Annotated in this window: 25 protein-coding genes and 1 pseudogene; 8 read left to right on the top strand and 18 right to left on the bottom strand. The window is 61.7% G+C overall.

What is annotated here, in order from left to right:
• Positions 1–43 precede the first annotated feature (43 nt).
• The 9 genes from JJE66_RS21075 to JJE66_RS21115 form a co-directional block, all read right to left on the bottom strand.
• Positions 44–853: an acyltransferase gene (locus JJE66_RS21075; RefSeq protein WP_200516429.1), complete on the bottom strand. Its 810-nt coding sequence runs from the start codon at positions 851–853 to the stop codon at positions 44–46.
• Entirely contained in the window at positions 838–1,512 is a 675-nt protein-coding gene (locus JJE66_RS21080) for an SGNH/GDSL hydrolase family protein (protein ID WP_200516430.1), read from the bottom strand. Before JJE66_RS21080 ends, JJE66_RS21075 begins: the two co-directional genes overlap by 16 nt.
• A gap of 181 nt (positions 1,513–1,693) precedes the next feature.
• Complete coding sequence (locus JJE66_RS21085) at positions 1,694–3,169, bottom strand: hypothetical protein (RefSeq protein WP_200516431.1); 1,476 nt, start codon at positions 3,167–3,169, stop codon at positions 1,694–1,696.
• A gap of 1,085 nt (positions 3,170–4,254) precedes the next feature.
• On the bottom strand, positions 4,255–5,304 hold the full coding sequence (gene cysK, locus JJE66_RS21090; protein WP_200516432.1) for a cysteine synthase A: 1,050 nt from the start codon (positions 5,302–5,304) through the stop codon (positions 4,255–4,257).
• 465 nt (positions 5,305–5,769) lie between these two features.
• A complete protein-coding gene (locus tag JJE66_RS21095; protein ID WP_084292415.1) occupies positions 5,770–5,919 on the bottom strand; it encodes a hypothetical protein in 150 nt (49 codons plus the stop codon).
• 120 nt (positions 5,920–6,039) lie between these two features.
• Positions 6,040–6,861, bottom strand: coding sequence for a tetratricopeptide repeat protein (locus JJE66_RS21100; protein WP_200516433.1), 822 nt, complete (start codon positions 6,859–6,861; stop codon positions 6,040–6,042).
• 32 nt (positions 6,862–6,893) lie between these two features.
• Positions 6,894–7,577 carry a substrate-binding domain-containing protein gene (locus tag JJE66_RS21105; RefSeq protein ID WP_200516434.1) on the bottom strand — a complete coding sequence of 228 codons (684 nt, stop codon included), beginning with the start codon at positions 7,575–7,577 and terminating at the stop codon, positions 6,894–6,896.
• A 20-nt stretch (positions 7,578–7,597) separates the two neighbouring features.
• Positions 7,598–8,299, bottom strand: a complete 702-nt coding sequence (locus JJE66_RS21110) for a GrlR family regulatory protein (RefSeq protein WP_200516435.1) — start codon at positions 8,297–8,299, stop codon at positions 7,598–7,600.
• Positions 8,300–8,495: 196 nt separating this feature from the next.
• Positions 8,496–9,530 carry a glutamine synthetase beta-grasp domain-containing protein gene (locus JJE66_RS21115; RefSeq protein ID WP_200516436.1) on the bottom strand — a complete coding sequence of 345 codons (1,035 nt, stop codon included), beginning with the start codon at positions 9,528–9,530 and terminating at the stop codon, positions 8,496–8,498.
• 549 nt (positions 9,531–10,079) lie between these two features.
• Between JJE66_RS21115 and JJE66_RS21120 the strand changes: the two genes are divergently transcribed.
• Positions 10,080–10,283, top strand: coding sequence for a DUF2735 domain-containing protein (locus JJE66_RS21120; protein WP_200516437.1), 204 nt, complete (start codon positions 10,080–10,082; stop codon positions 10,281–10,283).
• A gap of 115 nt (positions 10,284–10,398) precedes the next feature.
• Here JJE66_RS21120 and JJE66_RS21125 read toward each other — a convergent pair whose 3' ends face one another.
• On the bottom strand, positions 10,399–10,710 hold the full coding sequence (locus JJE66_RS21125; RefSeq protein ID WP_200516438.1) for an MliC family protein: 312 nt from the start codon (positions 10,708–10,710) through the stop codon (positions 10,399–10,401).
• Between the two features lie 48 nt (positions 10,711–10,758).
• On the opposite strand from JJE66_RS21125, the gene JJE66_RS21130 reads away from it, so the two are divergent.
• The 4 genes and pseudogenes from JJE66_RS21130 (at position 10,759) to JJE66_RS38155 (ending at position 12,710) form a co-directional block, all read left to right on the top strand.
• A complete protein-coding gene (locus tag JJE66_RS21130) occupies positions 10,759–11,502 on the top strand; it encodes a tyrosine-protein phosphatase (RefSeq protein WP_200516439.1) in 744 nt (247 codons plus the stop codon).
• A 35-nt stretch (positions 11,503–11,537) separates the two neighbouring features.
• Positions 11,538–12,218 carry an SDR family oxidoreductase gene (locus JJE66_RS21135; protein ID WP_200518616.1) on the top strand — a complete coding sequence of 227 codons (681 nt, stop codon included), beginning with the start codon at positions 11,538–11,540 and terminating at the stop codon, positions 12,216–12,218.
• 44 nt (positions 12,219–12,262) lie between these two features.
• Positions 12,263–12,460: a hypothetical protein gene (locus tag JJE66_RS21140; RefSeq protein ID WP_200516440.1), complete on the top strand. Its 198-nt coding sequence runs from the start codon at positions 12,263–12,265 to the stop codon at positions 12,458–12,460.
• Positions 12,457–12,710 (top strand): annotated as a pseudogene (locus tag JJE66_RS38155) (hypothetical protein). The gene JJE66_RS21140 and the pseudogene JJE66_RS38155 overlap by 4 nt, the downstream one beginning before the upstream one ends.
• Positions 12,711–12,716: 6 nt before the next feature.
• On the opposite strand, the gene JJE66_RS21145 reads toward JJE66_RS38155, so the two are convergent.
• Positions 12,717–13,064: a GrlR family regulatory protein gene (locus JJE66_RS21145; RefSeq protein WP_200516441.1), complete on the bottom strand. Its 348-nt coding sequence runs from the start codon at positions 13,062–13,064 to the stop codon at positions 12,717–12,719.
• Positions 13,065–13,189: 125 nt separating this feature from the next.
• Here JJE66_RS21145 and JJE66_RS21150 point away from each other — a divergent pair, with 125 nt between their 5' ends.
• The 3 genes from JJE66_RS21150 to JJE66_RS21160 all read left to right on the top strand — a co-directional run bounded on the left by JJE66_RS21150 (position 13,190) and on the right by JJE66_RS21160 (position 14,591).
• The gene (locus tag JJE66_RS21150; protein WP_200516442.1) at positions 13,190–13,876 is read left to right on the top strand and encodes a DUF2161 family putative PD-(D/E)XK-type phosphodiesterase; all 687 of its coding nucleotides are present in this window, start codon (positions 13,190–13,192) and stop codon (positions 13,874–13,876) included.
• Positions 13,877–13,901: 25 nt separating this feature from the next.
• The gene (locus tag JJE66_RS21155; RefSeq protein WP_200516443.1) at positions 13,902–14,201 is read left to right on the top strand and encodes a putative quinol monooxygenase; all 300 of its coding nucleotides are present in this window, start codon (positions 13,902–13,904) and stop codon (positions 14,199–14,201) included.
• An 84-nt stretch (positions 14,202–14,285) separates the two neighbouring features.
• Positions 14,286–14,591: a hypothetical protein gene (locus JJE66_RS21160; RefSeq protein ID WP_200516444.1), complete on the top strand. Its 306-nt coding sequence runs from the start codon at positions 14,286–14,288 to the stop codon at positions 14,589–14,591.
• Positions 14,592–14,663: 72 nt separating this feature from the next.
• Here JJE66_RS21160 and JJE66_RS21165 read toward each other — a convergent pair whose 3' ends face one another.
• From JJE66_RS21165 to JJE66_RS21195, 7 genes are all read right to left on the bottom strand, one after another.
• The gene (locus tag JJE66_RS21165) at positions 14,664–15,275 is read right to left on the bottom strand and encodes a GNAT family N-acetyltransferase (RefSeq protein ID WP_200516445.1); all 612 of its coding nucleotides are present in this window, start codon (positions 15,273–15,275) and stop codon (positions 14,664–14,666) included.
• 151 nt (positions 15,276–15,426) lie between these two features.
• Positions 15,427–15,825 carry a PaaI family thioesterase gene (locus JJE66_RS21170; protein ID WP_200516446.1) on the bottom strand — a complete coding sequence of 133 codons (399 nt, stop codon included), beginning with the start codon at positions 15,823–15,825 and terminating at the stop codon, positions 15,427–15,429.
• A 173-nt stretch (positions 15,826–15,998) separates the two neighbouring features.
• Complete coding sequence (gene kynU / locus JJE66_RS21175) at positions 15,999–17,201, bottom strand: kynureninase (RefSeq protein ID WP_200516447.1); 1,203 nt, start codon at positions 17,199–17,201, stop codon at positions 15,999–16,001.
• An 8-nt stretch (positions 17,202–17,209) separates the two neighbouring features.
• Complete coding sequence (kynA, locus tag JJE66_RS21180) at positions 17,210–18,049, bottom strand: tryptophan 2,3-dioxygenase (protein ID WP_200516448.1); 840 nt, start codon at positions 18,047–18,049, stop codon at positions 17,210–17,212.
• Between the two features lie 35 nt (positions 18,050–18,084).
• Complete coding sequence (locus tag JJE66_RS21185; protein ID WP_200516449.1) at positions 18,085–18,894, bottom strand: alpha/beta hydrolase; 810 nt, start codon at positions 18,892–18,894, stop codon at positions 18,085–18,087.
• Between the two features lie 189 nt (positions 18,895–19,083).
• Entirely contained in the window at positions 19,084–20,361 is a 1,278-nt protein-coding gene (locus tag JJE66_RS21190) for an ArgE/DapE family deacylase (protein WP_200516450.1), read from the bottom strand.
• Between the two features lie 53 nt (positions 20,362–20,414).
• Positions 20,415–21,140, bottom strand: a complete 726-nt coding sequence (locus JJE66_RS21195; protein WP_200516451.1) for a pyridoxamine 5'-phosphate oxidase family protein — start codon at positions 21,138–21,140, stop codon at positions 20,415–20,417.
• Positions 21,141–21,173: the final 33 nt, after the last annotated feature.

Here is a 21,173-nt window from a genome sequence, read left to right on the forward strand (position 1 = left end):
CATTGCGGACGGCCGGGGAACGCGGGGGAACGCCCTCGTCCAGTCATAAAGCCCAGCGTGCACATGCGCGTCGCTTCATGGCGAAGCGATAAATGCCCCGGCGGCGCGCGGTTGCAACGCTGGCGGCGAGCCAGCTTGCGCCTTCGGCCGCCAAAGGATGAATCGTTCGAGACGTAACGAGTTGCCGCGCCATCGCCGCCAGTCCGCCCGCATAAAAGAAAGCGAAACAGTCTGCGACTTGTCCGGGAATCATCAGGCTGATGGCGATGACCACCAGATTGAGCAGCCAGGACCGGGTCGCCCGCAACATCACGAAGAAAAAGAAATAGACCAGCACTTCGACTGATATCGACCAAATCGGTCCATTGAAACTTAGGGCTTCCTGGGTCGTAGCGTTGCTCGCCATCAACAACTGAAGAAGAAAATGCAGCGCATCATTGTTCTGGTACACAAAGAAGTATCCGGTAAGCTGGAAGTACAGGGGCTGAAGCGCGGCTACGAACAGAAGCGTCACGAGGTGCAGTGGATAGAGCCGCGAGAAACGCAGGACGAAGAATTTCCATCCGTCGAGCAGGCAACCGGCGACCGCGTCGCGATATTTCCAGAAAAAAATGAAGCCGCTAATGCACCAGAATACCCGGACCGCATACGGGCCGCTATGGTACAGCGGGCCGAAAAGCCAATAGATCGGCAGCCGATCCTGAATAAGACCCACTTCCCTGTCGCCTACGAAGGCGAATTGGCGATAGTGGAATAACAAAATGGCAAAAGCCGTCAGGAAGCGCAACAGCTCCAATCCCGGAAGCTTGTTCGATCGGACAGCGGCAGCCGCTGGTTTCATTTCGAGCCGCACGAGACCGATGCTCCCTTCAGAACGGCTTCATTCCAAAGCTGATACCCGGCGCCGCTCAGGTGTACCCCGTCAATAGTGTGCGGCGTCGGCAGCGGCGGCAAGGCAGCAAAGGTCGCGCCGCTGCGGACGGCGAGTGCTGGCAGAGCGGAATTATAGCTGTCGATGAGCCGCGTCGCTTTCGTTCGCGTCTCAACGGCAAGACGAGGAGAAGCATCGAGCGGCGGAACCTCCAGCATGATCACATGGGCCGCCGCCTTGGAAAGCGTCGCCACGAGCGAGTTGTAGTTCGCCTCGAATTGCGGCAAGTCCCGCGCAGCCCCCAACGCGTCGTTGATCCCTAATGCGATCACGATAGCGGCGGCGGGTTTGCCGTCGAGCGCATCCATCAGCCAGTCGCCCAAATCGCTCGTCGTCGAGGCACCATCCAGGCCAGCGTTGACTATGGCATGGCCGCAGAGCTCGCGCGGCAGGGTAGACGCTTCGACAATGCTGTCGCCCAGAACGATGACAGGATTATCGATCCGGCTTAGGGTGTAATAAAGGATGGTTTGCCGGCTTCGACGATGCGACTCTGCAAAAGCTTGCTTTTTGACAATCGAGGCTCCGACCGAAACAGCACCGATCGCAAGGACCGCAAAGCCGACCAGCATCCGGTTCATGTACGCACTCGAACATAGCCAGGGTTCAAACCGCGAAAGATAGACCGGTGAAAGTTAAGATAATCCACCTATGGCGCCGACCTCGTCCCGCACCCAGTTCGCCTCACCAAGCGAACGATCAGCAAAAATGACCGCTTATGACTGACCCGCAGCGGAAATGTTTTGGACTGTCTATTCCTCGTCAACGTCCCATCGCCGGCCTTGTATATACGCTCTCGTAAAGGCCGGTATGCTCCTCCTTCCAACCGCGCTTTTCGACGAGAAACTGCCTCAGTTGTTCATGCCCCTTCAGCCACAACACGGCGTCGATGTGGTATTTTTCAAGGACTTCGTCCCAGGTGCCTTCATCGACCTCCGAGTGAACGAGCCTAAAATAGTCTCGTAATAGTTCGTCGGGATAGGCGGTCGCGGCCCGCCCGTCCACAAACAGGGGGACTGATCCATGGGTGAGAAGGATCAGATATCCTCCCACGTTCCAATGATTGAGCACACGTGCGTGCGAGAGATGTGTTTGCAGATATTCGGCGTCTTGCTCCGATAGCATCTCAGGCAACGCCAGAGCCGGCCCGATCTGAAGAAAAGTCAGGGGGAGTACACATACGCCAACGATCGCCGCAGTCATGAGGACCCGCTGAACTAGTCGCTGCTGCAGCTGCTTAGGAAGAATCCAATCGAGGTGTAGAGCCACGGGGAGTGTTGAGAAAATGAAGAAAAAGGACATGTATCGAAATTGGTGGAGCCCGAGCGCAAGAAAGACCCAAGAAAGAATGCGGGGTTCGAGGCGGATCTTCGTGGATATCCCGTAGCGCAATTCGAGCGCGACAAACGCCAGAATGTAAGCCATTCCGGGAATGCTACCTGGAATTTCGATGTTGTGGGAATAAGGCAGCCACTCGCCAATGTTTCCTTGAATGAAGTGCCCCAACGTCTCCGTTACACCCTGGTAGATGTGCCAGCCCAACGGATTGACGAAAGTCGCGGCGAAGCAGCCGATCCCGGCCACCGCTATGGCTCTGAGCCTGTTCCAGTCGCGCCGGAGCAGCGCACCACCGCCGAAGACAGCGAGGATCATGAAGCCCAGTACAAATCCTCCGTGCAAGTTGACCCAGAGGATCATTAGCAAGGGCAACAGCAACAATTTCTTGGACTGCAGACATTCCCGGTAGAAAATGACGCTGAAGAGCATTGTTGCGACGTTCGGAGATGCTGCCAAGTAGGTATTGGGTGCAGCCTCGTATGCCGGATATAAAAGGCATGTCATGAAGATCGCGATGCAAACTGCGAGCGAAGAAGCCCCAACCGCTAAGCAGGCGGACGTCAGATATCCAACGATCAACGCACCGCACACGACAACCAGGCCGACAAGACCACCGTACCCCGCGTACTGAAAAATCAAGCTGGCGATAACATCCCATAACCAGGAGAGGTTGAACCACTGCTTGGTCCCGAGCGTGAATGACCAAGGATCCTGGAATGGAACGTGCGCTTCGCTTCTAATCAGGTCACCAGCGGCCAAATGCCAGCCGAGGTCATAGTGACTTAAGATGAGGGACGCGTTGGAAATATAGAATACGCTCAAGAGCGAGATCAGGAACGCGTAAGTTCCCAACGTCAACGGCAGTGTCGCCCCTGATGGCCCAGCAAGGTTCTGGAGCATCCGTGAAATTCCCGTCATTCATTCCAATACTTCCAACTCAGAACTTCGACGTCTTTCTGCCATCGGTTGTCAAACATTCCGCCAGCCGTTTACCAGCAGATCATCTAAGGTAGAGTGAAGATCGATTGTGCAATCGAGGTTCCACAAGCAACAGGAATGGATAGTTAATGCTGGGTTAGGATCGGCGACATTAGGAATAATCAATGCGCGGCCGGTGGGTACGTAGGTTCCTCGGCGGTCAGAACGAGGCCACGTCTCGCATACCCTCCGGAAATCGCAGGTTGAGTGCACTGTGACCGTCAATCCCTTGGCAGCTGCGGCTCACCGCAGACGCACGTGCCGATAGCGGGAGTGGGGACTTCACGTGGCGGGGCGTTGCAACTCTTCAATGGCTCGTGCCTGGTTCGGCGCGGCAGAATGAGGAAGTGCGCTTCTAAGCAGCGCGCCACAGCCAAACGCTTTTGTGATCAGGCATCGTGACGGCGCTTTGCTCTTGCAGAGATTGCACTTTTCGCGACGGTGAACCGTTGCCCTAAAATTTACGTGCGGCCCAACGGGAATACGGCGCTGGCTGCCTGCGTCTTATCCTCAACCAACCCGCTACGGTATTGTCGAAGTGCCAAACGTTCACCGCAATCCGATCGACGGAGCACCGAAATGACTGCTGAAAAATCACGACGGCCAGTTGTCGTCTTCGCAACGTTGGCGATCGCCACCGTCGCATTCGGCGTCCAGCCCGCCGCCGCATTTGCAAAGCCCACCCTTGAGGCCCACCAGAGTACGGCTTGGTCTGGAGCGCAAGCGCGCCGAGATGGCTATGCCTTCTCTCCAGCGCCTCCCGTCGGTTCATTTGCCGCCGCGCTTTGGGGCGCAAAGAAAGGCGTTTGCGACCACGGCGATAACACAATGATTTGCTGAAAACGCCGCTCGGAGAATTGGATCGGGCCCTGGTTCTCCGAGCGATCAGCCAAGTGGCGCGTGCTCGCACCTTCCTGCTCGTTTGCTGGGCGCAGCCTGCCAAATGCACACATTTTCTGGCGAACACCGCTGCTTTGACATAATCCCCTGCAGGATCGTTTCGACAGCTATGTCTTGAACTGAGCCGTCGGTGTGGAGCGGGATATCTTGAGCTCTTCCTCGTTCATGTCGGCGGAGACATCGGCGAAGAGTGGCGTGCTGAGATAGCGTTCGCCGGTGTCCGGCAGCATGCAAAGAATATTTGCGCCCTTCTCTGCTTGTGCGGCGATCCTCAGCGCGCCAGCCATGGTTGCCCCTGACGTGATGCCGACAAATATGCCTTCCTTGGTCGCAAGCTCCTTGCTGCATCGGAGAGCATCGGCGCCGGCGATCGGCAGAATCCGATCGATGACCTTCATCATGACGGCGTCGCCGGTCAGCTTCGGAATGAAATCAGGTGTCCAGCCCTGCATTGGATGTGGCTTGAATTCCGGATGTGGCGCAGCCGGCGTGCCATTCGGATTGCGCTGCTGCTCGACGCCGCTGCCCAGGAGCTGCGCGTCCTCGGGTTCGCAGACGATGATCCTGGTTTCGGGACGCTGCTTGGCGAGCACCTGCGCGACGCCCTTCAGCGTGCCGCCAGTTCCGTAGCCCGTGACCCAATAGTCCAGCCGTTCTCCGGCGAAATCGTCCAGGATCTCGAGCGCCGTGGTCCTGGAGTGGAAGTCGGGATTGGCTTCGTTCTCGAATTGCCGCGTCATGAACCAGCCGTGCGTCTCGGCAAGCTCGATCGTCTTGTTGATCATTCCGACGGCCCGATCGGCAGCAGGCGTCACAACAACCTTCGCGCCGAGGAAGCGCATGAGCTTGCGGCGTTCGACACTGAAGGGCTCGGCCATCGTGACCACGAGCGGGTACCCCTTGGCGGCGCAAACCATCGCAAGACCAATTCCCGTGTTACCGCTGGTGGCCTCTATCACGGTTTGGCCAGGCTTCAGCTCCCCCGATTTCTCCGCAGCCTCGATCACACCAAGGGCCAGCCGATCCTTCACCGAGCCGAGCGGATTGAAGGCCTCGATTTTGACGAACAAGTTGACGTCCGGGGGAGCGAGACGATTGATCCGCACGACGGGTGTATGGCCGATCGTTTCAAGAATGCTTTGATATCTGTGGCCCATGGGAGTGCCTCCGGTGTCGTATTCATTTTGGGAAAAGAAATACAAAATTGGCGTTGGCTAGCCGGCGAAGCATACCCGAATTGAACTTTCCGGCAATCGGCAGAACTGGCATATGGCTGATGTCGCGAACATCCGATCCGGGGCAGGCATCGATTGGATCGCCACAACGACAGGGCGAGACCAAGCCTCACAAGCTTCAGGTCCGGAACCGCTCCCTGGCACGGCTGCTCGATATCGTCCTGGCCGGAGCTATCGTGAACTATGCTGCTCCCGATCGCGGAGCCCATCGTGCCATGATGCCAGCATGCACGTGTTTTGCCCGACGGGTCAAGCAAATTTCGCAAAATCCGCAGCCGCCCGTTTCTTCAGCCAATCGGCTGCTTTATCAGCCACCTAGCTACTGTGCATGGGGTTGTTTTCGACTTTTTGGTTTGCCGGCCTGCCCCGCGCGACCCGCCTCGTGCGTCAGTGACGTTTGAAATACTGCACGTCGCGCTCGTGCTTCTCGGCCGCCGCGCGGCTCTTGAAGGTGCCAAGGTTGCGGCGCTTGCCGGTTTTGGGATTCACCTTGCGCGAATAAAGCCGGTATTCGCCGGACGCGAGCTTGCGGATCATGGTTGCGCCTCCTGCTTGTTGTGATGTCAACGACCCGTCCGTGCGCGAGTTCCTTTTCGAACCCGCAAGTCCCGGCGCGCGACCCGCTCGATTCACCTCTCCCGCTGGAGGAGAGGTAAATCAAAAGCACAGCGTAGTGACGAGCTTGCCTTGCTTGTCCTTGATCGCGTAGGGGCAGCGCAGCCGCTCCAGCGCCTTCTTGGCGTCCTCGTCGCCGAGCGCGGCGGCGCGCTCGTAATAGGATTTTGCCGCGTCCTTGTCCTTCGGCCCGCCGCGGCCCTCCTGCGCGAAGGCGCCCATCTGCTCCAGCGCGCCGGGATGGTTTTGCGCCGCCGCCTTCTCGAACAGCGCGCGCGCCGCGACATCGTCCTTCTCGCCGCCATTGCCGTTGGCAAGCATCAGGCCGAGCTGGTACTGCGCTTCCACATTGGTCTCGGCCGCCTTGCCGAGCAGCGCACGCGCCTGCGCGGGATCGGCAGGCCCCGCGTCGCCGGAATTGCCGAGCGCTGCGAGGTTGGAGACCCCGCGGGGATTGCCGGCCTGCGCCGCCTTCTCGAACAGTTTTCGCGCTTGTGCGTCGTCCTTGGCGACGCCGGAGCCGGTGCCGTAGAGCACGCCGAGCTCGACCATGGCCGCGCTCGATCCCTTGTCGGCCGCCTTGCGCCAGGCCGCGATCGCCTCCGCTGTCTGCCGGTTGGCCGCATAGGCGCGCCCGAGCGCAAACATCGCCCGGCGCGACGATGATGCCGCCTGCTTGCAGAACTTGATCGCGGTCGCGACGTCGGAGGCCGCGATGTCAGCCACGCCCTTCACGTCGGCCGGCTTGTCGGGATCGCTTGGATCGGCGGCGACACGGTCGCACAGGACGAGGTCGGCTGATTGCGCATGCGCGGTGATGGGCACGGCAAGCAGGACGAGGATGGCACAGAGACAGGTCCGCATGGATATCACGTTGCGTCTGTGTCCCGGCGATTTCAAGGCTCGAGTCCTGACTGACGCAGGACGGGCACGACCTCCGGCGAGGCCAGGTAGCGCAACAGCGCCTCGGCGGCTTCGGCCTGTTTCGCATTCGCCATGCGGCCGGCGGAGAACACGGCCGGAATCTGCAAATCATGCGGGACCGGGCCGATCACCTCGATGCCCTCGACCTGCTTCAGCTCGCTAATCTGCTGCACTGCGAGGTCGGCCTCGCCGCTCACGAGCCGCGCCGCGGTAAAGCCCTGCTCGAGGATGGTGGCCTTGGCGTTGATCTCGTCCGCGATGCCCATCCGCACGATCAGCTGGGCGAAGTACACGCCGCTCGCGCCGAGCCGCGAATAGGCGACGGATCGCGCGGCGAGCAGCGCCTTGCGCAGCGCGGCTTCAGTGGCGATATCGGGATGCGGCTGTCCTGTCCGCACGGCGATGCCGACATAGGAGCGCGCCAAGTCTGCTGCGGTATCTGCGATCACCCGGCCGTCGCCGATCACCTCGTCGAGCCCTTCGCGCGTGAGGATGACGAGGTCGGCAGGTTCGCCGGCGCGCAATCGCTTCAGGAGCGCCAGGGTCGGCGCGAAGTCGGCATCGACATGGATGCCGTAGGCCGCCTCGAAGGCCGAAGACAGGCTGCGCATCGCGCCCATCAGGCCGAGCGTCGAGAGCATGCGAATTTTTTCCATGTGAAATTTCCCGTCAACGGTCAGGCGCGATGCATCAGCTTGAGCGCGGCGGTCAGCCGCAGACTGCGCTTGCCGGCCAACGCCGTCGCCTCCAGCACCGCCCGCTCGCCGTCATAGCTGCCGGAGAAGCCGATACCCACCTCGTGGCCGCCGAAAATCGGATCGTCCTTGGCCGGCGTGTGCTCCTGGTTAAGGATCTGCCCCTTCCAGCGACCATTCGCAGCGGTGTAGCTGCCGAGATAATAGAACGAGGCGTCGCCGCCGAGGATGCGGCCTTGGTTGAGCAGCATCACGCCGGTGAGCCCGCCATCGATGCCGTCGAGCATGCGCAAGTGAACCGAGTAGAGGCCATCGGCGATGCTATCCTCGCCGACGCCGCCGGCGATCGGCACCTCGTCTTCCGTGATCGGCGTCATCAGCGACTGAAAGGGGACGCCGGGCAGCTCCTTGAGCTCGCCCTTGAAGCGGTAGAGATCGCCGTCGGCAAAACCCTTCGCGATCAAGGTCGCATCATCGGTGCCGGCCATGGCGCGGTAGTTCGGATCGGGGTTGTGGCGGACGGTCTTGATGACAATGTCGATGCCGTCTGCGGTCTTCTCGTAAGTGCCGATATGGGCGAATGCCGAATTGCCGCCGAGCATCTTGCCATTGCCAGCATGCATCACGCTCCGGCCGACGCCGTCGCCGAGCTGAAATTGCACCTTGTAGAAGCCTTCAAACACCAGCCGTGTCCCCGGCCCCGCGCATCGTCCCGATACTCTATCCCGGTTTGGGCGGTGATGGACAGATATCACGCCGGCATCGCTGGCAGACCCACGACAACCGCGGTCATCCGAATGCAAAAATCCGCCGGAGCCTTGCAGCTCCGGCGGATTGAAAGCCAACCCGGGCCAGCCCCCAGCCTGGGCCGGGAGGATCTTAGGCGGCGGCCTTCTTGTCGGCCGGCACGGAGGCGATCGTCTTCAGGATCTGCGAAGCGATCTGGTATGGGTCGCCCTGCGAGTTCGGACGGCGGTCTTCCAGATAGCCCTTGTACCCGTTATTCACGAAGGAGTGCGGAACGCGGATCGAAGCGCCGCGATCGGCAATGCCGTAGCTGAACTTGTTCCAGGGCGCGGTCTCGTGCTTGCCGGTCAGACGCTTGTCGTTGTCCGGGCCGTAGACGGCGATGTGGTCCATCAGGTTCTTGTCAAAGGCAGCCATCAGCGCCTCGAAGTACTCCTTGCCGCCGACGGTGCGCATGTACTCGGTCGAGAAGTTGGCGTGCATGCCGGAGCCGTTCCAATCGGTGTCGCCGAGCGGCTTGCAGTGGAACTCGATGTCGACGCCGTACTTCTCGGTCAGGCGCAGCATCAAATAGCGGGCCATCCACATTTCGTCAGCGGCCTTCTTGGAGCCCTTGCCGAAGATCTGGAATTCCCACTGGCCCTTCGCGACTTCCGCGTTGATGCCTTCGTGGTTGATACCGGCCGCGAGGCAGAGGTCGAGATGCTCTTCCACCATCTTGCGGGCGACGTCGCCGACGTTCGAATAGCCGACGCCGGTGTAGTACGGGCCCTGCGGCGCCGGATAGCCGGAGGCCGGGAAGCCGAGCGGACGGCCGTCCTTGTAGAAGAAATATTCCTGCTCGAAGCCGAACCACGCGCCCTCGTCGTCGAGGATGGTGGCGCGCTTGTTGGTCGAGTGCGGGGTCTTGCCGTCCGGCATCATGACTTCGCACATCACCAGCACGCCGTTGGTGCGGGCGCCGTCCGGGAACACCGCGACCGGCTTCAGCACGCAATCGGAGCTGTGGCCTTCGGCCTGCTGAGTGGAGGAGCCATCGAAGCCCCAGAGCGGAAGCTGCTCGAGCGTCGGGAACGACGCGAATTCCTTGATCTGAGTTTTGCCGCGCAAGTTCGGAGTCGGCGTATATCCGTCGAGCCAGATGTACTCGAGCTTGTACTTGGTCATTGAGCCTCTCTGTAGATGATGCGAAAGGTGGGGACGGCTGGTCCCCGCACGATTGTTTACCCGGCCACGATCGGCCGACCCTTTACAAGCATTTTGCGTGCCAAAAGGCCGCAGCGCGGGAAGGTTTTCCACCGCTGCACGCGACCTGTGGACACCCGCCGTTTCCACGCCGGCCACCCCAGCCGCGTGCGTCATAGCAGCGCACCTTTCCGTGAAGCTGCACCGCAAAAATCTCGCGGAAAACGCCCGATTCCGGTGCACCCCACCCCTGCCCGAGGTTGCCGACCAAACGCGCATCAACGGCAAGCAATATTCGCGAAGTCTTCGGCCGGTCGCCCGCAACCTTCGCAACGGCCCAAGCGTTAGTCAGCCGACCGCTGCCTTGCAGGATGCAGAACAGTGACTGCCCACAAATTAGGCCGAAACTGATCTCCTTTTCAGCACTTTGCATTTGGGGGTGCGAGGCCGATATGGGGATTCCAGTAACCACAAGCGAACGAGTCGGGCGCACCATGGAGGCTAAGCGCTTCGGCGAGAGGAGATACCGCAATGATGAATAATGGTTTGAGTGGGGGATCGGCAACGATCTACCAATTCCCTGTCGGGGGCCGCGCGGCTCTCGGGGGACGTCGCTACGGCGAGGTCCGTCTTCCCGCCGATCATCTCTCGCCCCCCGTGAACGAGACGATCTGCAGCGGAAGCTGGTACCATCAGGAAGCCGTCGATGAAGCCAAGCCGAAATGGGATCGCTGATGCCTGTATTTGGTTCAGTACCGCCGCGCTCCGTCGAGCGGCCGGCGGAAGTTTGGAAAAAGGGTCGAAACAACGAAGTTTCGGCCCTTTTTGATTCTCGCTGCTGACCAAAGGATCAGATCACCGTGCAGGTGGTGACCGGCCGCCTCAAATGCCTCACCGTGGTCGTCCCGGTCTTGCCGATCGTCAGCGTGATCCCGGCCCCCGAATAGCGCATGCCTGAAACGGTCAGACGCTGGGCGAGCGTCACCGGCTTCCCGTCGATCTGGAGAAAGACGCGCTTGTCCTCGTCATAAATCCCCGCGATGAACTGCGTACCATCGGCGCAATGGTAGGTCCGGAACGTCTGCGCATCGGCTTGCCGCGCGCCGGAAATTCCAGCCGACAGCATGATGATCCCCAAAAGAATGGCCTTGTGCCGCCCCATGATCGCCCCCTGTAATAGCTCTCCGGCAACATAACAAAAGCTGATTCAATGTCAGACTCCCCTGCCCGCCATCTCAGCCTGCAAGGCGCCAGCAATTTTCGCGATCTCGGCGGCTATGCGACGGCCGACGGCCGTGCCACGCGCTGGCGCCAGATCTTCCGCTCCAATCATCTCGGCCAGCTTACCGCAGAAGACATCGAGGTCGTCCGCGCGCTGGGCGTCAGAAGCGCGTTCGATTTCCGCGGCGTCGAGGAACGCGCGGCTGGTGTCTGCGTCGTGAACGAGATTGCGGTGCATTCGCTGCCGATCGAGCCGACGGTGGTGGCCTCACTGCGTGCCGAACTCGCCAAGGGCGCGCTGACCGCGCCGGTCGCGCTTGAGATCATGCGCGAGTCCTATCGCAACTATGTCCGCCACAACACGCACAGCTTTCGCACACTGTTCGGCCATCTCCTGGAAGACCGCGCCCCGCTCGTGATCCACTGCACCGCAGGAAAGGACCGCACCGGCTTTGCCAGCGCCCTGATCCTGCATGCGCTCGGCGTGCCCGAGGAGGTCATTGCAGAGGATTATCTCCTGACCAACCACCACTACAAACGCGACGTGTCGAGCGTCTCCGATCTGCCCGCCGACGTCCTCGACGCGATCGGCTCGGTGCAGGCCTCCTATCTCGATGCAGCCTTCGATGCCGTCAGCCGCGACTATGGCGATCTCGAAACTTACTTGCGCGACGGCCTCAAGCTGGGCACAGCAGAGCGGACCGCGCTGAAGGCGCGCTATCTGCAATCTTAGGCGACCGGGCCCGTAGATCGATGATGCAAGAGATGATGCAAGACAAGACTCTGATTGTAACCGGCGCGCTCGGCGCGCTTGGCAAGGTGGTCGCAGACGTAGCACAATCACGCGGCGCGCGGGTCGCCGGTATCGATCACGCGCCCTCGCAGATCCCTGCAACGGCCGATCGCATCGAGATCGGCGGCGTCGACCTGTCCGACGCAGCACAAGCGAAGTCAGCGGTGGAGACCGCGGCAAAGCACTTTGGCCGGCTCGACGCATTGATCAACATCGCCGGCGGCTTTGCCTACGAGACCGTCGGCGACGGCGACATCAAGACGTGGCATCGCATGCATGCGCTGAACGTGTTGACAGCCCTCAACACCTCGCACGCGGCGCTGCCGCATCTTGCCGCCTCGCAGGCAGGCCGCATCGTCAATATCGGCGCTATGGGCGCGCTCCAGGCGGGCTCCGGCATGGGGCCCTACGCGGCGTCGAAGGCGGGCGTACACCGCCTCACCGAGGCACTGGCCAGCGAATGGAAGGGCAAGGTCACCGTCAACGCGGTATTGCCTTCGATCATCGACACCAAGGCCAACCGCGCCGACATGCCGAAAGCGGACTTCTCCAAATGGGTGACGCCGCACGAGCTTGCCGAGGTGATCCTGTTCCTCGTGAGCGACGCCGCAAGCGGCGTCACCGGTGCGCTGATTCCGGTGAGTGGACGGGTGTAGCCACCCATCTTTTCCTGGACCCACTGCACTGCTATATTCAAGCAATGACGACTGAAGATATCGAACGAGCGATCGAACGACTTGCGCCTGACGATTTGGCGCGATTTCGCGCGTGGTTCGAGCGGTTCGACGCAGAACGCTTTGATAAAGCCCTGGAGCAAGATGCCCAGGCCGGCAAGCTCGATTCCTTTGCCGAGGAAGCGCTGGGCGCCTATCGCGCCGGCCAAACCCGCGACTTGTGAAACACACGGCATCGCCGAGATTCTGGAAGGCTTACGAGGCTTTGCCCGCCAATGTTCGACGGCTGGCCGACGCCAATTTCCAGCTCTTGAAGAGCGATCCTACTCATCCTCGCTTCAGTTCAAGCGGGTCGGACGATATTGGTCTGCCAGAGTCGGATTGCGCTATCGCGCTCGGGCTATCGAAGCCGATGGGAACTACGTCTGGTTCTGGATCGGCTCACATGGCGACTATGACCGTCTTCTGCGATAAGAGAGGTCAATCCGGCACCAACAGCCGCAGATCTCCCTTGAAACGGATGCTCTGCTTGCCGGCGAGCGCGATGCCTTCGCCATAGGCGGTCTCGTCGGTATAGGTGCCGCTGAAGCCTATCGTGACGACCTTGCGGCCCCACACCGGCCGCTCGTCGAACGAGGGCGAATGCTCCTCGTTGGTCAGCTCGCCCTTCCACTTGCCGTCGGCGGAGTTGTAGCTGCCGTAGGCAAAGAAGAATGAATCACCGCCGCGCATAGTGCCGTCGCGCAGCACCATGACGCCTTGATTGCCACCCTGGACGCCATCCAGCATCTCGATCCGGATGTGATAGAGCCCGTTCCTGATCGTCATGTCGCAAGCCGCCCGCCTGTTGCCGTCCGCAGGATAGTCGCACCATCTGTTCCCGATCAAATGACGCGGAGCCCAAATCCGATCCGCGCTAAGCTGCCGCAACTGATTCTCGGATCGGACGTCCTGTGGAAACCGCGCTCTATCTCCCCGTCAAACGATTCCTCGAAGAACTCGGCTTCGCCGTAAAGGGCGAGATCGGCGGCTGCGATCTGGTGGGCCTGAGCGCCGGCGATCCGCCGGTGGTGGTGATCGGCGAGCTCAAGCTTGCCTTCAATCTCGAGCTGATTCTCCAAGCCGTCGACCGCGCACCGGCAGGCGACGAGGTCTGGATCGCGGCAAAGATGTCGATCCGCGGCAAGGGGCGCGAGAGCGACGCACGCTATCGCAATCTGTGTCGCCGCCTCGGCTTCGGCATGCTTGGCGTGACCGACCGCGGCCAGGTCGAGGTGCTGGTGAAGCCGCCGACGGCCGCACTTCGCCGTGAGCCGAAGACGCGCTCGCGGCTCGTCGCCGAACATCAGCGCCGCCAGGGCGATCCCGTGCTCGGCGGCAGCACGCGTGCGCCGATCATGACGGCCTACCGGCAGCAGGCGCTGGCCTGCGCATCGGAACTCGCCGCAGGCCCGCGGCGCGTGCGCGATTTGCGCGAACGCTGTCCCGATGCCGGCAAGATTCTCCTGCACAACGTCTATGGCTGGTTCGAACGCGCCGAGCGGGGAATCTATCGGCTCACCGAAGCCGGCCATGCGGCACTGAAGCGCTGGCCGCAGCCGCCGGCGGGCGAGACCGCGCGCGAGGCATCCCTGCCCTAGCGGCACTTGTATCAGGGGACATTGCATGATCGTGGTGACTGGCAGTGTGACGACCCGGCCCGAGACATTTCAGGAGGCGCGCCGCCTCAGCCTTGAACACGTCCGTCGTTCCCGACAGGAGCCCGGCTGCATCTCGCATGCGGTGCATGTCGACTGTGAAGATCCGCTCAGGCTGGTGTTCTTCGAGCAATGGGCCGACCGCGCCGCCCTCGCCGCGCATTTTGCGGTACCTGCGTCCGGCGAATTCGTGCGGGCCTTGCGCTCGCTGGCCGTGGGACCGACCCCACTCGAACTTTATGACGCTAACCAGCTTGAGAAGCATTGAGTGCATAGCTGAGATGCCACACCAATTTCATATTGCATTGCAACATAACCGGCACTAGGTATCCCGGATCGAAACGAGGCTCCTATGAACGCAGATTGGAATACCAAGTACGGCACGCGGCGCGTCCGCCATGATCCGCCCACCCTGGACGAGGCAATTTTTGCTGCCGTCGGCATCACCGACGATCAGGAGCAGCAGGCCGAGATCGCCGCCGCCCTGATGGGAATGCCGCTTGATCTCGTTCAGGCCGAGGTCAAGAAACAGGTCCGCACCAACAGCCGCATCACCTCCACCCGCGTCATCGCCGGCGAGCAGGGCGCACAGCGGTCCGTCGTGGTTGAACGTCGCGTCGTCCGCCGCTTCGGCAACGACAAGCGCACCGGCACCTGAGCGCTTAGTCCTTTGCTTCCATACAAAAGCGGACCGGTTTTGCCGGTCCGCTTTTTGATTCCAGGCTGGTTTTCAGGCGGCGCGATTGCCGTACATGCTGGAGATCAGCTTCCAGCAGGTCGAGTTGAAGTTGAGAAGCGCGCGGCCCGCCTTGAAGGGCGCCGCGGCAAGATCGGCCAACTCGGCCTCGGACGCCTTGGCAAGGTCGATCGTGCCGGTCGACTCACCGTGGCGGAATGCGAGATGCGCGCCGAACTTCCTGGCGAGCGCCCGCATGGCGTGATTCTCGGCGCCTGTGGTGATGCGCAGGCGCTTGTAACCCTTCCAGCGGGCCTCAGCGATCAGGCGACTGAACAGGATGGTGCCGACATTCTGGCGACGAGCGGACGCTTCCACGCTGAATGCGACTTCGGGTAGCGACTCGCCCTCCGGCGGATGCAGTTCGGCCGCACCGCGGACCACGCCGCCGACGATATAGGCGACGATCACGGTGCCGTCCTCGGCGCAACGGGCGGCGTAACGCTCGATGAAGCTGTCGTCGAGAAAACCGTTGAAACGGTCGTGCCGGCTCACGGCATCGAGTCTCAGCAGGTGATCGCGCAGAAGCGGCAATTCTTCCTGTTGGCTCAAGGTCCGCACATAGCCGGGAACGGACGTCGCGCGGATGGTGTCTTCAAGTACCACGTCAAAACTCCTCTTGGTGTCCCTCGAGGAGGCGTCGAATCCCTAGGCCTCCAATATTGTGCGTCGCAACAAATTTTTCAAGCCGAGAACCTGCTCAAGTTTGAGGCAGCTGAAGCGACTAATTTGTTAACGAAATCAAAGACCCGTAGTCTTACAGGATCAGTTGCGTCTGGGTCACCAATGCGACGAGCTTGCCGTCCTCGGTTTCCAGCCGGGTGGTCCAGACCTGCGTCCGGCGGCCCCGGTGGACGGGAGTGGCGGTGGCGATCACCATGGTTCCCTCCTTGGCCCCGCCAATGAAGTTGGTCTTGCTCTCCAGGGTGGTCGTGCCCTTGGCATTCTCCGGTAGGTTGATCACGGTCGCCGCCGCACCGACGGAATCGGCGAACGCCATCACCGCGCCTCCGTGGATGGTATGATGCAGCGTGCAGAGATCGGGCCTGACCGTCATCCGCGCCACCACGCGATCCTTCTCGGCCTCGACGAACTCGACTCCCTTGAGCTCGGCGAACGGCATCTTCATCGCTTTGAGTTTCTCGAGCGGCGTCATCGGATCTCCTCCCAATTCATCGTTGTCTCAACGTGATTGACTACGCACGGCAAAGCAATAACGTCCGAGGTAATCGCGGTGCGCGAGGCCAGGCCTGACGTCATCCTCGCCTCCTGGTGCGCGGCTGCGCTGACAGATGGGCTCGATGCGATCGTCACGGCGTTATGGCTTACCTAGGTCACCGCGTTCACGATCTGATATTCCGGACGGCGCCAAACTTCGCCAGCGATCACTTCCTCGATGATCTCGGTCGCCTTCATGACTTCGGTCTCACCGATATAAAGCGGCGTGATCCCGAACCGCATAATGTCTGGCGCACGAAAATCACCGATGACGCCGCGAGCAATCAGGGCCTGCATCGCGGCGTAGCCGCCGTCGAAAGCGAAGGAGATTTGCGAGCCGCGGCGCTCATGCGCGCGCGGCGTCACCAGCTTCAGCGAGGGACAGCGGCGTTCGACCTCGCTGATCAGGAGATCGCCGAGCGCCAGGGAGCGTGCGCGGACCTCCACGATATCAACCCGATCCCAGATATCGAGCGAAGCCTCCAGCGCCGCCATCGCCAGCACCGGCGGCGTGCCAACGCGCATGCGCTCGACACCGCCGGCGGCTGCATAGCCAAGCTCGAACGCAAACGGCTTTGCGTGGCCCATCCATCCGGACAGTGCAGCGCGCGCGTCGTCGGCATGGCGCGGTGAGACGTAGAGGAAAGCCGGCGCGCCAGGGCCTGCGTTGATATATTTGTAAGTGCAGCCAGCGGCGAAATCGGCGCCGCAGCCGGCGAGATCGACCGGCAGCGCGCCCGCCGAATGCGCGAGATCCCAGACCGTGACGATGCCGAGCGTATGCGCCTTTTCGGTCAGCTTCGCCATGTCGTGACGGCGGCCGGTGCGGTAGTCGACCTCGGTGACGTAGAGCACCGCGATCTCTTCCGACAGCGCGGGCTCGATCTCCTCCGGCGCCACCAGGCGCAATTGATGTCCGCGCCCGAGCGTCGCGATCAGGCCTTCGGCCATGTAGAGGTCGGTCGGAAAATTGCCAGTGTCCGATAGGACGACCTTGCGCGACGCATTCATGTCGAGTGCGGCGGCGAGCGCCTGATAGACTTTGAGCGACAGCGTGTCGCCGACCATGACTGAGCCCGCCTCCGCGCCGATCAGCCGCGCGATGCGATCGCCAACATGGTGCGGTTGAGCATACCATCCCGCACTGTTCCAGGCACGGATCAGCTCGTTTCCCCACTCGGTAGTGATGACGCGGCGAACGCGTTCGGCAACGCCCAGCGGCAGTGCACCAAGCGAATTGCCGTCGAGATAGATCACACCATCCGGTAGATGGAACAGAGCCTTGGTGTCGTCATAGACGCGATATCTGGTCATGAGTTTTTCTACAGAATGGTACGGACACGCCAGAGTTCGGGAAACAGCTCGACCTCCAGCATGCGCTTGAGATAGCTGACGCCGCCGGTGCCTCCCGTGCCGCGCTTGAAACCGATGACGCGCTCGACGGTCGTGACGTGGTTGAAGCGCCAACGGCGGAAATAGTCTTCGAAATCGACCAGCTTTTCGGCGAGCTCGTACAGCATCCAGTGCGTCTCCGGCGCCTCGTAGACGACGCGCCAGGCCTGCAGCACGCCCTCGCTGAAACTGTGGGTCTCGCGGACGTCGCGCGCCAGCACCGCCGCAGGCATCTTGAGCCCGTTGCGATCGGCGAGCCGCAGCACCTCATCGTACAGGCTGGGCGTCGCAAGCTCTGCTTCGAGCAGCTTCGTCGTTTCCACATCGTGCGCGTACGGCTTCAGCATGGCGTGGTTGCGATTGCCGAGCAAAAATTCGATCAGCCGGTACTGGCGCGATTGGAAGCCCGAGGACTCGCCGAGCTGCGAACGAAAGCGCGTATATTCGCTCGGTGTCATCGTACGCAGCACGTCCCAGGCGTTGTTGAGCTGCTCGAAGATGCGCGACATCCGTGCCAGCATCTTCATTGCGGGCTGCACCTCGTCCTTGGCAATCGCGCGGCGTGCGGCGGCAAGCTCATGGATGGCGAGGCGCATCCACAGCTCGGTGGTCTGATGCTGGATGATGAACAGCATCTCGTCATGTGCTTCCGAGAGCGGATGTTGCGCGCCGAGGATTGCCTCCAGCGCCAGATAATCGCCATAGGACATGCGCCGCGCGAAATCGGTCTCGGCGCCTTCGTTTGCAGGATCGTAATCGCTGGACGTCATGACGGGCCCTTTCGCTCGATCGTTCCTGGCCTTGTTCAGTCGAGGCCGATCAGGCGTGCGGTGATCTGCGACGACGGGTCCTTCAGAGCATCGATCACGGTAAAATGGTTCAGCCCGGGATCGACGACGAGGCGCGTCGGCACGTCAAAACCGGTCCAGACATTGGCCAGCAGATCGGACTGGCGGATGAATTCCGGCCGCTCGCCGCCGCCGACCCAGGCAGTCACGGGCGAATGCCCGCGCGGCAGGTGCAGCGCCACGCTTTCGAGCGTCGCCTCTTCCATGGTCATGCGCAATGTCTCGTTCATCTTGGTCTTGAGCAGCGGCCGCAGATCGTGCAGGCCGCTGATGGACAGCGTGCCGGCGATGCGATTGTAGACGGCGGGCTCGAGCCGGCTGTCGTCGCACAGCATGCGCGTCACGAGATGGCCGCCGGCGGAATGACCGGCGAGCCGGATCGGCCCCGCGACGAGCAAAGCCGCTTTTGCAATCGCTGCGGTGATCTCGGCAGTGATGTCGGAAATGCGCGCGGCCGGGGTCAGCGTGTAACTCGGCAGCGCGACCGTCCAGCCATGATGGCGTGCGCCTTCGGCCAAATCAGTCCATGTCGATTTGTCGAACCGCATCCAGTAGCCGCCATGGACGAACACGACGAGGCCCTTGCTGTCGCCGTCGGGCACGATCAGGTCCAGACGCTGACGCTCGCCCGAGCCATAGGCGATGTCGGGATGAAAGCCCTTCAGCCCGGCGCGGTAGGCTGCCGCCCGCTCCGCCCATTGCTCTGGCATCTTGTCCGAGCCCGGGATATGGGCCGAATTGGCGTAAGCATCATCCCAATCGCGCATCGTTACTCTCTCGACGGACTCGGGTCTTGCTGTTGAGCGCCAGTCTGCCACCGGTCAGGGCGGCGTCCTAGTCTTTATTTTAAGCTTAAAGGATTTCGATGAGCCCGTGTTTCGGGGCAGCTGGGCGGCATAATATTTCTCCTCGCCTGGAGAAGCCGGCAGCATCCCCGTCATTGCCGGCGGAGAGGCTTACGCCTTCTCCACCCCGCACCATTCCGCGATGAACAGCGCCATCGCCTTGGTGGTCTTCTTCAGCGACTCCAGATCGACATATTCGTTGAAGCCGTGCATCTCGCCGCCGCTGGCGCCGAAGCAGAGGCTGGGGATGCCGTAGTTGAGGCCATAGAAGCGGGTATCGGTGAGTGCGGTGAAGACGAGGTCCTCGACCGCACCGCCATAGACCTTGTTGAAGGCCTTGCCGAAAGCGGCTTCCGGCGCGGCGGAATCGGTCAGCTCATAGCCTTCCGACAGAAAGCCGGACCATTCAACCTCAGGCGGATTGTTGGCGAGGAAGCGATGGTTGCGCGAGGCGGCAGCAACGCAAGCCAATATCTCCTTCTGGTGGTCGGCCACAGACCAGCCGGGCAACACGGCAATGCGGCAATCGACGTCGCACCAGGCCGGCACGCTGGAGGCCCAATCGCCACCCTTGATGATGCCCGGGTTGAAATTGATGGGATGGTTGATCGTCCCAAAGTGACGATCGGCTTTCGCCCGCTCGTTCCATTCGATCTCGAGCTTCTGCAGGGCATGGACGAGATGATACGCCGCCATGATCGCATTGGAGCCGGAGCCCGCAAAAGCGACGTGGGTCGGATGGCCCTTCACGCGCAGGCGAAACCAGATCACGCCGACCTGTGAGCGCACCATCTTGCCGCCGGTCGGCTCGGGGATGAAGCAGGCGTCCGCGCGGTAGCCGCGTTGAAGCGTCGAAAGCGCACCGACGCCGGTGCTCTCCTCCTCGATCACCGACTGAAAGTGAATCCGCGCCGTCGGCTTGAGGCCCGCGGCCTTGATCGCATCCAGCGCTGAGAGCGCACCGATGGTGCCGGATTTCATGTCGCAGGCGCCGCGGCCGAACATCTTGCCGTCCTTGATGACCGGCGAGAACGGCGGCGTATCCCACAATTCGAGCGGCCCCGCAGGCACGACGTCGCAGTGGCCCTGGAGGATGAGCGATTTGCCGGCCTCGGTCTTCGGGCGATAGGTGCCGACGACAGTGCGCGCCTTGGAGAAATCATGCTCGATCGGGCCGAAACCGCGCAAATCCCTGAGATCGTCGACATTGATGTGCCAGTCGTCGACCTCGTAGCCGCGCGCGCGCAGGAGGTCGCCGATCATGTCCTGGCACGGCCCCTCCGCCCCGCGGGTCGAGGGGATCGCGACGAAATCGCGGGTGGTCGCAAGCTGGGCTTCGAAGCCGGCGTCGACGGCGTCAAGAATCCTCTGCTGCGTTTCGGCATTCATCACGGCAACTCCAAGCATCCGGTTGGTCGAAGGAGCGCACAAGCTAGCCGATTTCAGCCGTTCGGGTACGCCACAAAATAAGCATCCCGCAATGCATCTTCGAGCAGTCGGCCCTCGAAATAGCCATTCAGCGTCGCCGGCCGGCTCACGCCGTCGAGCAGCCGGGGACACGGCTCCGGCGCGCCGAGAACTGTGCGGACCGGAATGCGCTCGGCGTAAATTGGCAATTCGTAATCCTCGTCGTCGTCGGCGACACCCTTGGCGCGGACCTTCGCGGAAGCTTCCTCGATCTCCATCGCAATGAAGGAGGTCGCCTTGATCTCCTGGTTGTTGCTCGCCCGCAGGGTCGCAGTGCGATCCGGGAAGAAGCGGTCGACCATCGCGATGACCGCGCGCTCTTTCTCGGACGCGTCGGTGACGAGATAGGCGGTGCCGAACGCCATCACCGCGCGGTAATCGGCGGAGTGGTTGAAGCCGCAACGCGCCAGCACGAGGCTGTCGAGATGGGCGACCGTCAGGCAGACCCGCTCCCCCTTGGTCTGGTTGCGCAGCATGCGGCTCGCGCTCGAGCCGTGCCAATACAGCTTGGTCCCCTCGCGCCAGAAGAAGGTCGGTGTGCAATAGGGCTGGCCGTCGATCGCATAGGAGACGTGGCACAGCATCGAGGAATCCAGGATGCGATGAACCGTGTCGTGATCGTAAAAGCCGCGGTCGTGCCGGCGCTTCACTTGGTTGCGCGCTGACGTCGGATAGGAATCTTGGCTCTCGGTCTGGCTCACGGCCGCTCCTGTCGGGACTGGAAGGGTTCCAGG

The organism is Bradyrhizobium diazoefficiens (genome assembly GCF_016612535.1).
GTDB lineage: Bacteria > Pseudomonadota > Alphaproteobacteria > Rhizobiales > Xanthobacteraceae > Bradyrhizobium > Bradyrhizobium diazoefficiens_C.